The 13,290-nt window shown below is 61.3% G+C and carries 14 protein-coding genes; 9 read left to right on the plus strand and 5 right to left on the minus strand.

The window, feature by feature from the left end:
• Positions 1-137: 137 nt before the first annotated feature.
• Complete coding sequence (locus GTF44_RS15600; protein ID WP_171560148.1) at positions 138-977, plus strand: TIGR00730 family Rossman fold protein; 840 nt, start codon at positions 138-140, stop codon at positions 975-977.
• Between the two features lie 2 nt (positions 978-979).
• On the opposite strand, the gene GTF44_RS15605 is transcribed toward GTF44_RS15600, so the two are convergent.
• From GTF44_RS15605 to GTF44_RS15620, 4 genes are all read right to left on the minus strand, one after another.
• A complete protein-coding gene (locus tag GTF44_RS15605) occupies positions 980-1,861 on the minus strand; it encodes an esterase-like activity of phytase family protein (RefSeq protein ID WP_171560146.1) in 882 nt (293 codons plus the stop codon).
• The gene (gene mepA, locus GTF44_RS15610; protein WP_171560144.1) at positions 1,837-2,757 is read right to left on the minus strand and encodes a penicillin-insensitive murein endopeptidase; all 921 of its coding nucleotides are present in this window, start codon (positions 2,755-2,757) and stop codon (positions 1,837-1,839) included. The genes GTF44_RS15605 and mepA overlap by 25 nt, the downstream gene beginning before the upstream one ends.
• Entirely contained in the window at positions 2,754-4,103 is a 1,350-nt protein-coding gene (locus tag GTF44_RS15615) for an MFS transporter (protein WP_171560143.1), read from the minus strand. Before GTF44_RS15615 ends, mepA begins: the two co-directional genes overlap by 4 nt.
• A gap of 75 nt (positions 4,104-4,178) precedes the next feature.
• Positions 4,179-4,709, minus strand: a complete 531-nt coding sequence (locus tag GTF44_RS15620; RefSeq protein WP_171560550.1) for an acyl-CoA thioesterase — start codon at positions 4,707-4,709, stop codon at positions 4,179-4,181.
• Positions 4,710-4,836: 127 nt separating this feature from the next.
• Here GTF44_RS15620 and GTF44_RS15625 point away from each other — a divergent pair, with 127 nt between their 5' ends.
• Positions 4,837-5,124, plus strand: a complete 288-nt coding sequence (locus GTF44_RS15625) for a YggT family protein (RefSeq protein ID WP_171560141.1) — start codon at positions 4,837-4,839, stop codon at positions 5,122-5,124.
• Here GTF44_RS15625 and msrA read toward each other — a convergent pair.
• Positions 5,121-5,789, minus strand: a complete 669-nt coding sequence (gene msrA / locus GTF44_RS15630; RefSeq protein ID WP_253261226.1) for a peptide-methionine (S)-S-oxide reductase MsrA — start codon at positions 5,787-5,789, stop codon at positions 5,121-5,123. The genes GTF44_RS15625 and msrA overlap by 4 nt on opposite strands.
• 106 nt (positions 5,790-5,895) lie before the next feature.
• Here msrA and GTF44_RS15635 point away from each other — a divergent pair, with 106 nt between their 5' ends.
• From GTF44_RS15635 to GTF44_RS15665, 7 genes are all read left to right on the plus strand, one after another.
• The gene (locus tag GTF44_RS15635; protein WP_171560138.1) at positions 5,896-6,807 is read left to right on the plus strand and encodes a D-amino acid aminotransferase; all 912 of its coding nucleotides are present in this window, start codon (positions 5,896-5,898) and stop codon (positions 6,805-6,807) included.
• Positions 6,808-6,930: 123 nt separating this feature from the next.
• Positions 6,931-7,635: an HAD family hydrolase gene (locus tag GTF44_RS15640; RefSeq protein ID WP_171560136.1), complete on the plus strand. Its 705-nt coding sequence runs from the start codon at positions 6,931-6,933 to the stop codon at positions 7,633-7,635.
• Between the two features lie 56 nt (positions 7,636-7,691).
• A complete protein-coding gene (gene ade, locus GTF44_RS15645) occupies positions 7,692-9,491 on the plus strand; it encodes an adenine deaminase (protein WP_171560134.1) in 1,800 nt (599 codons plus the stop codon).
• Positions 9,488-10,972: an AMP nucleosidase gene (locus GTF44_RS15650; protein ID WP_171560133.1), complete on the plus strand. Its 1,485-nt coding sequence runs from the start codon at positions 9,488-9,490 to the stop codon at positions 10,970-10,972. The genes ade and GTF44_RS15650 overlap by 4 nt, the downstream gene beginning before the upstream one ends.
• A 132-nt stretch (positions 10,973-11,104) precedes the next feature.
• On the plus strand, positions 11,105-11,395 hold the full coding sequence (locus GTF44_RS15655) for an HU family DNA-binding protein (protein ID WP_145214352.1): 291 nt from the start codon (positions 11,105-11,107) through the stop codon (positions 11,393-11,395).
• A 177-nt stretch (positions 11,396-11,572) separates the two neighbouring features.
• On the plus strand, positions 11,573-12,325 hold the full coding sequence (locus tag GTF44_RS15660) for an SDR family oxidoreductase (RefSeq protein ID WP_171560131.1): 753 nt from the start codon (positions 11,573-11,575) through the stop codon (positions 12,323-12,325).
• 81 nt (positions 12,326-12,406) lie between these two features.
• Positions 12,407-13,276, plus strand: a complete 870-nt coding sequence (locus tag GTF44_RS15665; RefSeq protein WP_171560129.1) for a DMT family transporter — start codon at positions 12,407-12,409, stop codon at positions 13,274-13,276.
• The last annotated feature ends 14 nt before the right edge of the window (positions 13,277-13,290 follow it).

A 13,290-nucleotide genomic window follows, 5' to 3' on the forward strand; every position in this document is an offset into this window, starting at 1 on the left:
CGAGGGTCCGTATTGGCCCTCGCCTATAGGCAAGGCGCGCCGGTTTCGCAATCCGATCACAGGCATTCCATTGGCACCGCCCGCCACAGGTCGCTAGGGTTGATCAAAAGATTGCGCCAAAAGGACATTGAACCCAGATGAAAGACGACCAGCGCCAAGGGCCATTTCGCGACGCCCATCAAGACATCGAGTCGAGCCAGATCGTGGCCGACAGCCCACAGGCCCGCTCCCCCGCCTATCGCCTCGCCTTCGCCGACCCGGATTTTCTCTGCCGCGACGAGTTGCGCCCCGTGCGCCTGCAATTGGAGCTTCTGAAGCCGCAACTCGAGATGGATGAACGCGGCATCGAATCCACTGTGGTGATGTTCGGCGGCGCACGTATCCCCGCGCCAGGGCAAGCCGCCCGCTCCGCCGCGCTGCAAGACATGAGCCGATATTACGAAGAGGCGCAGAAATTCGCACGTCTAGTGACCGAACGCTCGGTCGCGACCGGCTGCACCCATGATGTGGTCGTCACCGGCGGCGGCCCCGGCGTGATGGAGGCTGGCAATCGCGGCGCATCCGAGGCTGGCGGCTGCTCCATCGGGCTCAACATCGTGCTGCCGCATGAGCAGGTGCCCAACGCCTATATCACCCCCGAGTTATGCTTCAATTTCCACTATTTCGGCATTCGCAAGATGCATTTCCTGATCCGTGCCAAGGCGGTCGCGGTCTTCCCCGGCGGCTTCGGCACGCTGGATGAGCTGTTCGAAAGCCTGACCCTGATCCAAACCGGACGGATGGAACAGGTGCCGGTGATCCTCTTTGGCGAGAGCTTCTGGCGCGAGGTGGTGAATTGGGACGCGCTCGCAGAGGCGGGCACCATCGCCCGCGATGATCTCGACCTGTTCCGCTTTGTCGAAACCGCCGAAGAGGCGATGGCGGTGATCGACGGCTGGCGTCTCACCGGCAAACGGGGTGAAATCCCAGGGCGCTAAACTTAGTCCTCTGCCAGACGGTATTCTTCAATCTGGGTGCGAAACAGTGCCCGGAAATTGTCATCGGAGACCAGGGTCGCGACCAATCCGCCCGCCGCATCCCGCCATAGACCCAGCCCCTCGAAATTCACCCGGGCGCTGGTGCCAAACTCCAGCAGAGTCTGCGCCGCCTCCATACCTGCCTCGCCAATTTCGAACCGCCTGAGCCGGGTTGTGAAGCCGCTCAGACCATTAAACCGGCGTTCCAAGACGTAGAGCCGCCCGCGATCATCCATATCCAGACCGACCGGCGCAAAATCGTCGCTGCGCGGGAACTGCAAAGACAAGTCCCATCCCTCCGCCCGCAAGCGATAAAGCGGCGCGGGTCCATCCTCCCCATCTTCCGTCAAGGTGTAGAAGGTCCCGTCTGGTCCCTGGGCAAGCCCTTCGAAAGAGCCATTGTCCGCAAGCCGTGATGTCTCTGGCGGCGCAGGGAACTGGTCAAGCTCAACACCATCAGCACCATGTTCCGAAATACGGTGATGACCTTCATAAGAGATGAAGATCCGGCCATCGGCCGTGCGGACCAACCCCTCGCTGTCGCGCGCCGCCCGTCTCCCCGCGCGCTGACCTTGCGTATCCAGCAGCGGCACGACATCCGTAATCTGGAGCCGCGAGATCGCGCCACCGAGGCGCAGAACATCCGCCGTGATCAAAAACCCACGATCCGAAAGCACCCAAAGCTGGCTGCCATCCTCCGAGATTTCCAATCCTGACAAGCCGCCCAACTCCGGCGCGTCATCCCGCCAGGTCAGGGCGCTCAGCCTCTCGGCGCTGGCCGGAGACCCAACCAGCGCGAGACAGAGGAAGATGAAACGGATCAGGGCGACAGAAGCGCGGCGCATTGCCGGGGCAAATCGCCCAGGGTCAGTTCTCGGCGTGGCTGAGGTGGCGGGGCGTTCGGGTCAGGCGGCGGCGGGTTCAGGATATTTTGCACCCATTCGCGCGCCTCGGCGCAGCCATCGCCAGGCGGTGGTGCGGCCTGATCTTCGCAACCCGCCATGCCCGCCGGGCAGGACAGCCGCACGTGGAAATGATAGTGATGCCCCCACCAAGGCCGGATATTGCGCAGATAACTCCGGTCGCCGGTCTCGTTATCACACATCCACACCTTGGCCCCCGGGAATACGAAAATCCGCGCGACACGCGGGTCCGACGCGGCGGCGCGCATCACGCGCCAATGATCCGCAGTCCAAGCGTCGTTGACATAGGCGCCATTGGCCCGCCGCATGGAGATCGAAGACAGATTTTCGCGCTCGGTCACACTGAGGTTCAGGTTGGTCGCAGGTCGCATCCAGATGTCGATATCCAGCCCGGATTGATGGCTCCGGTGCCCGGTCAGCATGGGCCCCCCCCTCGGCTGGCTCATATCGCCCACATAGATCCCGTTCCAAGAGGTCGTGCGCGCCACCTCACGGCTCAGATCGCGCACATAATCCAACGTGACCGGCAGCGCCCAATTCCGGTTCCGGGAAAGCCGCATCGCCTGCCATGTCGGGCCGGTCTCGGCCAACTGCTCCGCCCCCGCGACGCAGCCGCGCGCATAGCCGCCATAGGCCTCAGGTGTTCCGGTCGAGCCCTGATCCTCCGCACCGAAAAGCTGCCGCGCTTCTTGCCGGGATTGGGTGACATCCAAGGGTGGCAAAGCCGGCCCACTCGCGGCCCGATCCGGCGCGGCACTGTTGCACGCGGCCAAGAATACAAGGCCAAGCGCGGCCAGGGTTGAACGGGTCAGGGTCATGCACGGGACTCCTCGCGGCCATTCGGATTGACCCAGAGTAGCAGAATGAGCCCGATCAGGAATAGGCCAATGAGCGGCGTGATCCCCATTTGCTGGCTGCCGGTTATCTGCGTCGTCACCCCGATCAACAGGGGCGCGATGAAGGACGTCGCCTTGCCCGCCAGCGCATAAAGGCCAAAGCCCTCGGTGATCCGATCCGAATGCGCCTGGCGGACCAGCATCGTCCGGCTGGCCGATTGCAACGCGCCACCGGCAGCCCCGATCATCGCGCCAAAGATATAGAACGCGATATCGGGCAATGCCGACTCGGGTCCGGTCGGGATGCCAAACACGCTCTCGCGCGAGATGAACACGATCCCGATCCCGACCAGCGTCAGAACCAGTACATTTACCGTGATCACCGGCTTCGGCCCAAACCGGCTATCGGCCTTGCCGCCGAGCCAGGCAAAAAGCGCGCCTGTGAGTACCGCCAGGATGCCAAAAATCCCCACATCGACAACCGACCAGCCCAAAACGCCCGCCGCATAGATGCCGCCAAAAACATACATCCCGTTCAACCCGTCGCGATAGAACATCGACGAGCCGAGATAGGCGAAGAGGCTCCGCTCCTGCGGCAGCGCTTTCAGATGCCGCATCAGTTCCGGCAAGGCCGTGCGCACCGCGTGACCCATTGGCACGGCGTCTGGCATCCGCGGCTCCCGCACCCAAAGAAAGAACGGGATCATGAAGACCGCAAACCAGATCGCGGTCAACGGACCGACAGCGCGGGTGCCCTCACGGGCCGCTGCATCAAGCCCGAAGATCGGATCAATCCCGATCAGGGTTTTGCCCGTCTCGGCATTCTCCGCCAAGAGCAACAACATAATTACCAAGGCGAGGAACCCGCCCAGATACCCAATCGCCCAACCGGTGCCCGAGATCCGCCCAAGATCCTGGCGCGGCCCCAGTGAGGGCATCAGCGAATTGGTGAAAATCGTCGCAAATTCCATCCCAATTAGGCCGATGGCGAAAAAGCAGAGAGTGAAGACCAGATTGAAATCATCCGGCGCCGCCAGCCACAGCCCCGCCGAGCCCAGCACATACATCCCGGAAAACAGCCAGATAAACGGCATCTTATGCCCGGCCCGATCAGCAATCGCGCCCAGGATCGGCGCGAGCAGCGCGATCAGAATGCCAGCCGCCCCAATGCCATAGCCCCAGGCGGTCTGCGCCTGGGTGCCATCCCCCAACAAATCATTGATATAAGGCCCGAAAATGAAGGTCAGCAGCAACGTGTTATAGGGCTGACTGGCCCAATCAAACGCCCACCAGCCCCAAATCCGCTTGCGCAGTACGGTTTCCGCCATACACGTCCCCTTGGCCAAAATTGCGCGCAGCATCGGTCGCCTGGGGCGATTTGGCAATGAAAATGGCGGGCGCGCCTACATCTTTGGCGGCCAAGGCCGCGTCGCATCGGCGTCTATCCAGGCTTGCGCCCAATCGGGCATATCGGGCGACGAGGCGGTCTCACCCAGCGCGTCCAACACCTGATCTGTCGGTACAATACTGCCATGCTCGGTCACTGCCGTGCGCAGCAGGATATGGTTGCAGCAGGTCTCACCCCGCCACATCGACTGCTCGATATAGATAAACCGTTTGTCCCAGGCGAGCGCCCGGCTCCGAATCTCAAACTTCTGAAACGGTCGGATACGGGCCCGATACCGAACCGACGCCCCGGCGACGACCAATCCCCAGCGCTTTTCGCGCAACACCCGGATCAATCCCATCCGGGCGGCCAACCCGAACCGGCCAATGTCGAAAAGCGACAAGGTGCGCCCGTTGTTCAGTTCCAGAAACAGGTCGATATCCCCGGGCCAGCAGCGCATCGGCGTCTTATGCAGACCCAACAAAGGCAATGGCGCGGCGCGGCGAGCGCGTAACAATTCGGCGGCGGTGCGGAGGATCGGTGTCATGACGGCGCAGATGGCCCGGACGCGTGTCAGCGTCAAGCGAGGCGTCGCGTCACATGGCTTGCAGTGGCCAAGCTTCGCGCTTAGGTCTGTGCCCTAGCTGAAATCATAGGCAAAAAGGCCACGCCCCATGACCTCGCTCTTTCAAATCCTGATGCTGCTGATCGACGTGGCGTTCTTCATCGTCATCATCCACATCATCATGAGCTGGCTGATCAATTTCGGCGTGCTGAACATGCGCCAACCGATCGTTGCGCAAATCTGGGACGGGCTGAACCGGTTGCTGGAGCCTGTCTATGCCCCGATCCGGCGCATGTTGCCGCAAATGGGTGGGCTTGATCTGGCGCCGCTGATCGTGATCCTCGGGCTTTATGCGCTTGAGATCATCTTGCGGAACAATGTGGCGCTGTTTCTCTAATGGGTGAAGGCGGCGGCGCTGCCCCAAACTTCCTGCACCCGCGCATCGCGACCGCAAGACTGCCGATAAAGCTGATAGGCCACTGATTTCCGGCGCGGGCCGAACCGCGTCACGATCAGATCCTCGCTGCGATAATAATCCTGGTGATACGCCTCGGCAGCGTAAAACGGCGCCGCATCCAGGACCGGCGTCACCACAGCCCGCCCCAAATCCGCGCTCGCTTGCGCAATCGCCGCTTCGGCAATGGCGCGTTCCTGCGCATTTTCGACAAAAATACCCGTGGTATAGCTATGCCCCCGGTCGCAGAACTGCCCCCCCGCATCCAGCGGGTCGACCGAGCGGAGGAACATGTGCAAAAGCTGGTCATATGGCAGCCGATCAGCATCATAGGTAATCTCGACCACCTCCAGATGCCCAGTGCCGCCACGCACCACCTGCCGATAGGTCGGATTGGCCACCGTGCCGCCTGCGAATCCCGAGACGACCTCGATCACGCCCGGCACGCTCTCAAAATCCGATTCCACGCACCAGAAACAGCCGCCTGCAACAACGGTGGTCTGAATGTCGCGGGCATGGGCTTTGCCATGTTGCAGCGCGACGCCAGCCAAGATTGCAAAGCGCAACAGCACGGTTTTCATCGTGTGGCGGATCGGAAGTCGGGACATGGGATCGGTCTCCTTCTGCACGTGATCCATTTTTGTGATGCAAGGGCATTGAAATACAACGCACATGGGTGTGAGGTCACGCGGCGGTGAACAGGAGGTGAGGCCCATGGATGATGCAGTGACGACCCATCAGGCGGAAGAAGATGCGCGCAATGACGCCATCCTGATTTGGGTGAATGGGGCGTTGAAACCGCGGGCCGAAGCCTTGGTCAGCGTCTATGACAGCGGCTTCATGCTCGGCGATGGGGTTTGGGAGGGCTTGCGGCTCTATGACGGAACCTGGGCTTTCCTGGACGAGCATCTCGACCGGTTGTTCGAAGCCGCGAAAGCCATCGATATGGATATCGGCATGGATGCCGTCGCGCTCGCGGCCGCGTTGGAAGACACCCGCGCCGCGAACGGGATGGAAACGGATGCGCATGCCCGGCTGATGGTGACGCGCGGCGTCAAGCAGCGCCCGTTTCAGCATCCGGCCCTCTCGGTAACGGGCCCGACGGTTGTGATCATCATGGAGCATTCGCGCCCGTCCTTGCCGCGCCCGATCCGGCTGGCCACCGTGCCGCATCTGCGCGGGATGCCGATGACGCAGGACCCGAAGCTGAACTCGCATTCCAAGCTGAACTGCATCCTCGCCTGTATCGCGGCGGAGAAAGCCGGGGCGGATGAGGCGCTGATGCTCGATGTCCATGGCTTTGTGAACACCACCAATGCGTGCAACTTCTTCATTGTGCGGAAAGGCGAGGTTTGGACTTCCACTGGTGATTATTGCATGAACGGCATCACGCGGCAGAAGGTGATAGATGTCTGCCGCGCCGATGGCATTCCGGTATTTGAGAAGAACTTCTCGCTGGTCGAGACCTATGGCGCCGAAGAAGCTTTTTTGACCGGCACGTTTGGCGCGCAGACCCCCGTGGGCGAGATCGATGGCCGGAGGATCGGTGATGGTCAGATGGGGGAGATGACCAAGCGGATTCGCGGACTCTACAAAGACCTGGTGGCGCGTGATGTGGTTGGATGACGAAGGGGGCTTTGCCCCCCGGCCTGCGGCCTCCCCCCAGGATATTTGTGAAGCAGAGAAGCAGGCGGCACGCCGGTCTGCGTATGTATCATTTCCATACCGGTTCCATACGGAGTCCATATCATGAAAATCGCTATGTGGTCTGGCCCCCGCAACCTTTCGACAGCCATGATGTATGCCTTCGCCGCACGCGGCGATTGCGCGGTTTGGGATGAGCCCTTTTACGCCGCCTATCTCCGCGAAAGCGGTTCCGCTCACCCTTTGGCCGCCGAAATCATCGCCGCCCATGAGGCCGATCCAGCCAAGGTCGCGGCGCGCTGCGCGGGGGTGATCCCTGACGGCAAAGCGCATTTCTATATGAAGCATATGCCGCACCATATGCTGCCTAGCTTCCCGCTCGATTGGGCGGATGATTGCGTCAACATTCACCTGATCCGCCATCCCTCCCGGGTGATCGCGAGCTATGCGGCCAAGCGCGAGACAGTGACGCTCGACGATATCGGCTTTCGGCAACAAACCGCGCTTTATCAAAAGCTTGGCGGCGTGATCATCGACAGCGATGAAATCCGAAAGGCCCCCCGCGCGGTTCTGGAAGCGCTCTGTGAGACCATTGGGCTGCCCTTTACCGGCGCCATGCTGCACTGGCCCAAGGGCGGTCATCCGAGTGACGGGGTTTGGGCGAAACACTGGTATGCGGCGGTTCATGACAGCACCGGGTTTGCCGGGGCCGAAGGGCCATTGCCGGTGACGGCGGAGGCCCATAAGCCGCTTCTGGTTGCCGCCTTACCGCATTACGAGCGGATGCGTGCCGAGGCGCTGACCATCTGAGCCACCGTCATGGAAATGTCGCTTGAAGCCCGCCAGTTAGGGTGGGAAACTGCGCCATGGAAATGCTGAAGACTTGGGCCGACTGCGCCGCTGATCTGATCGCCGTCGCCGCTGGCCGAAAACCCGCAGATTTGGTGTTGAAAAACGCCCGCCTAGTGAATGTGCAAAGCCGCGAAGTGCTCGATGGCTGGGATGTGGCCGTGGCCTGTGGCCGCTTCGCTTATGTCGGCCCTGATGCGGAACACACCATCGGACCCGACACGCAGGTCGTTGATCTCCAAGGGCAATATCTAATCCCCGGTCTCTGTGACGGGCATATGCATATCGAGTCGGGCATGTTGACACCGGCGGAGTTCGCCCGCGCCGTCATCCCGCATGGCACCACAACCATGTTCACCGACCCGCATGAAATCGCGAATGTGTTTGGCTTGCGCGGTGTGAAGCTGATGCATGACGAAGCGATGCTGCAGCCGGTGAATATCTGTACGCAAATGCCGTCCTGCGCCCCCTCTGCACCTGGCTTGGAGACCACCGGTTTCGAGATCGGCCCCGAAGATGTGGCCGAGGCGATGACCTGGCCCGGCATCATCGGGTTGGGCGAGATGATGAACTTCCCAGGCGTGGTTGCGGGCGACGACATGTTGCTGGCCGAAATGGCGGCGACCGCGCGGGCCGGCAAGGTGATCGGCGGGCACTATGCCTCCCCCGATCTCGGGCCCGATTTCCACGCCTATGCGGCCGGTGGCCCGGCGGATGACCACGAAGGCGTGGCCGAAGACGACGCGATTGCGCGCGCGCGCCAAGGGATGCGGGCGATGCTGCGGCTCGGCTCCGCCTGGTATGACGTCGAAAAACAGATCACTGCGGTGACAGAACGTGGGCTCGACCCACGCAATTTCATTCTCTGCACCGATGATTGCCATTCCGGCACGTTGGTCAACGAGGGCCATATGAACCGGATCTTGCGCCATGCAATCGAATGTGGCTGTGACCCGTTGATCGCGCTGCAAATGGCCACGATCAACACGGCGACCCATTTCGGGCTTGAGCGCGAATTGGGCTCCATCGCGCCAGGGCGGCGGGCCGATATGATCGTGACCTCCGATCTGCGCAGCCTGCCGATTGAGACCGTCTACGCCCGTGGTCAGAAGGTCGCGGAAGACGGTGCCTGCCTCGTCGATTGTCCGCATCTGGACTGGCCCGCCGACACCCGCGCCTCGGTCCATCTTGGCAAAGAGATCACGGCGGCGGACTTCGAGATTGCCGCACCCGACGGGGCCAATCAGGTGAAAGCCAAGGTCATTGGTGTGGTCGAAAACCAAGCCCCGACGCAGGCGCTCACCGCTGATTTGCCGGTGCGTGACGGGATCGTCGAAGGCCAAGGCCCGGTCTGCCAGATTGCCCTGGTTGAGCGGCACAAAGGCACCGGCGGCGTCGTCAATGGCTTCGTTTCCGGCTTCGATTACAAGGGTCAGATGGCGATTGCATCGACCGTCGCCCATGACAGCCACCATATGATTGTCGTCGGCACAGACCGGGAGAACATGGCGAAGGCTGTGATGCGGCTGGCCGAGATCGGCGGCGGGGTCAGCGTCTTCAAAGATGGCGAAGAACTGGCGCTTGTGGAACTGCCCATCGCAGGTCTGATGAGTGATGACCTTGCGTCCCGTGTGGCCGATAAAGCGCAAAACATGGTCGAGGCGATGGCCGCCTGTGGCTGTACGCTCAACAATGCCTATATGCAGCATTCGCTGCTGGCGCTCCCTGTGATCCCGGAACTGCGTATTTCCGATCTCGGCCTGGTGGATGTCACCCGGTTCGAGCTCACCGAATTATTTGAAAAGGATAGCCTATGACCGCCCCGACACTGCATCTTCCGGTGGATACGCCCGCCGATGCGGGCGCGAAAAGCTTCACCGACGCAGCCGAGGCCGTTGCCTATCTGCAAGAGCTCTATGAGGGCGCAACCGGATTTCTCAGCAAGCATTTCGCCGAAGTGATCCTGGGCGAGATGCCCGACAAACGCTTCCGCGCCTTCTACCCCGAGATCCGGATCACAACGACCAGTTTTGGCCAGATCGACAGCCGCCTGTCCTTTGGCCACGTGTCGGAACCCGGGACCTACGCCACGACGGTCACACGCCCCGATCTGTTCGAAAACTACCTCACGCAGCAGATCGCTTTGTTGCTCGAAAACCACCAGGTGCCGGTGACAATCGGCCCGTCGACCACGCCGATCCCCGTGCATTTTGCGGTTCTGGGCGATGCCGAAATGCAAGTGCCGCAAGATGGCGCATTGGCATTTCCGTTGCGCGACGTGTTCGACGTGCCCGATCTCGGCACCACAAATGATGAGATCGTCAACGGGTTTGGCTATCACAACGAAGATGGCTCCGGCGCGTTGGCGCCCTTTACGGCACAGCGGATCGACTACTCCCTGGCGCGTCTGGCGCATTACACGGCCACCGCGCCCGAGCATTTTCAGAACCATGTGCTCTTCACCAACTACCAGTTCTATGTCGAAGAGTTCGTCGCCTTCGGCCGCGCCGCGCTCCGCGACCCCGAAAGCGGCTACACGGCCCTGGTTGGCCCCGGAAATGATGTGATCACCGACCCGGAGCAGCCGCTCAACACGCCACTGAAACTGCCGCAAATGCCAACCTATCACCTGAAACGAGAGGGCGGCGGCGGCATCACTTTGGTTAATATCGGGGTTGGTCCGTCGAACGCCAAAACCGCGACCGATCATATCGCGGTTCTGCGCCCGCATGTCTGGCTGATGGTCGGCCATTGCGCGGGGCTGAGAAACTCGCAGAGTCTGGGCGATTTCGTCCTGGCTCATGCCTATCTGCGCGAAGATCACGTGCTTGATGACGACTTGCCGGTTTGGGTGCCGATTCCGGCGCTGGCCGAGGTCCAAATCGCGCTTGAAGACGCGGTGGCGGATGTGAGTGATGTGGAGGGCTATGACCTGAAGCGCATCATGCGGACCGGCACGGTTGCCACCATCGACAATCGCAATTGGGAGCTGCGCGACCATAGCGGCCCGGTGCAACGCTTGAGCCAATCGCGCGCCATCGCGCTTGATATGGAAAGCGCCACGATTGCCGCCAATGGGTTCCGATTCCGTGTGCCCTACGGCACGCTGCTTTGCGTTTCGGACAAGCCGCTTCATGGCGAGTTGAAGCTGCCCGGGATGGCCAGCGCCTTCTACAAAACCCAAGTTTCACGGCATCTTTTGATCGGAATCCGGGCGATGGAGAAGCTCCGCGAGATGCCTCTGGAACGTTTGCATTCCCGCAAATTGCGGTCATTTGAAGAGACTGCCTTCCTCTGAATCGGCAAAAAAGCCCGTTTTTCGGGCTGAAATTGCAGAATTCGGCACACTAAGCGTTGTGTGTTCCTACAATATTCGGGTAGTTTTGCCGCAACGAGCCCTAGGGTTCGGGCAGTATAGGAGAATAAGACCATGGCACAGAAACCCATGACCAAGACCCAACTGGTTGCCGCACTGGCCGATGAGATGGGCAGCGACAAGAAAGCCGCAGGCGCGGCGCTGGACGCGATTGCCAATGTGATCACCAAAGAGGTGTCCAATGGCGGTGCCGCCACCATCCCCGGTGTGGGCAAAGTCTATTGTCGCGAGCGGCCCGCACGTATGGTGCGCAACCCCGCCACCGGCGAGCAGATCCACAAAGACGCCGACAAAGTGGTCAAGGTGACCATTGCCAAGGCTCTGAAGGACAGCGTGAACGGCTAATCGCCCACGTTTGCAAAGACCAAAGAGGGTCGCCGATGAGGCGGCCCTTTTTCATGTCCCGATGTTCCGTTTCTTGCGCCTAGTGCCACTGTGCATGTGAGTCTCGCAAGAACCGGGTCGAGCCACCCAAAGCGCGCTGCCATAGCCCCCTGATCATTCATCCTTCAGGAGGCTTTCATGCAACTCGAAAACAAAACCATCCTCATCACTGGTGCCAGCAGCGGGATCGGCAAAGCCGCCGCGCATCTCTTCGCTCGTCAGGGTGCGCGACTCGTCCTGGGTGCGCGGCGCGCGCCAGAACTGTCAGAGATCGCCGATGAGATTTGCAAAAACGGCGGCAAAGCCGTTCCGCTGGCCGGCGATGTGACCGATGAAAGCTACGCTCAAGCCCTCGTAAGCTTGGCTCAATCTAAATTTGGCGGACTCCATGGCGCATTTAACAACGCGGGCCTGATGGGCGAGATGGGTCCGGTTGCCAAGATGGCGACGGCCACTTGGCACACTGTTCTCAACACCAATCTGACGAGCGCGTTTTTCGCGGCCAGGGCCCAGATCCCGGCCTTGCAATCGCAGGGCGGCGCGATTCTTTTCACCTCTTCTTTCGTTGGGGTCAGCAATGGCGGAATGCCGGGAATGGCCGCTTATGCCGCCTCGAAGGCCGGATTGATCGGGTTGGTCAAGACGCTCGCCATGGAACACGGGCCCGAGGGCATCCGCATCAACGCCCTTCTTCCAGGTGGCACGCGCACGCCGATGGCGGGCGATGACCCGGACGGTCATGCCGTCGTCGCAAGACTGCACCCCCTCAGACGTCTGGCCGAACCGAAGGAAATCGCCGCGACGGCCGCTTTTCTGCTCTCCGATGACGCTTCATTCATTACAGGCGCCCCCATCTTGGCCGATGGGGGTGTGTCGACCCAACTCCTCTGATCTCGGGACGCGTTGCATCTCCGGCGCAAATCGGAAAGGGTCGCCACATCAGGCGGCCCTTTTCACGAGACAGATCATAAGATGGACATACGCGCGATCCTGCTTGGGCTGAGCTTTGCCATCATTTGGTCCTCGGCTTTCACATCGGCGCGGATCATCGTCGAGGCGGCCCCGCCCCTGACCGCGCTCGTGCTGCGCTACGCGCTTTCCGGTGCGGTCGGCGTCGCTATTGCGTTTTGGCTCGGACAAAACTGGCGGATTACACGCGGGCAGTGGCGCGCCGTGCTCATCTTTGGCGTCTGCCAGAATGCCATCTATTTGGGGCTGAATTTCGTTGCCATGCAGTGGATCGAGGCCTCGCTCGCCGCGATTATCGCCTCGACCATGCCGCTTATGGTGGCCGCCGCCAATTGGATCGTTTTCCGCGAACGCCTGCCGATTATGGGCGTTTTGGGCCTTGGGGCTGGGTTCGGCGGCGTGGCATTGATTATGGGGGACCGGCTGACGGTTGGTGCCGATGGCCTTGGCATCGCCCTTTGCTTGATCGGCGCGGCGGCACTCACGATCGCAACACTGGCGGTGCGCAGCGCCTCGTCGGACGGCAAGAATCTGTTGATGATCGTGGCCCTGCAAACCCTGGTTGGCGGCCTGGCCCTCTTGCCCTTCGCGGTTGCCCTAGAGCCTTGGGACGTGACCTGGTCCTGGCAGTTGGTCGCAGCGTTCCTTTACACCAGCTTCGTGCCGGGCCTTTTGGCCACCTGGATTTGGTTCATCCTGGTGGGCCGCATCGGTCCGACCCGCGCGGCGACCTTCCACTTTCTCAACCCGTTTTTCGGCGTCGCCATCGCCGCACTTTTGCTCAGCGAGCGGTTGACCTTGGCCGATGTGATCGGCGTGGTGATCATCGCGGGCGGCATCCTAGCCGTGCAACTGGCCCGTCAGCGATCGTAACACGGCCTCACGCA

The sequence above is a fragment of the Roseobacter sp. HKCCD6576-2 genome (assembly GCF_013179285.1).
GTDB classification, from domain to species: Bacteria; Pseudomonadota; Alphaproteobacteria; order Rhodobacterales; family Rhodobacteraceae; genus Rhodophyticola; species Rhodophyticola oceani.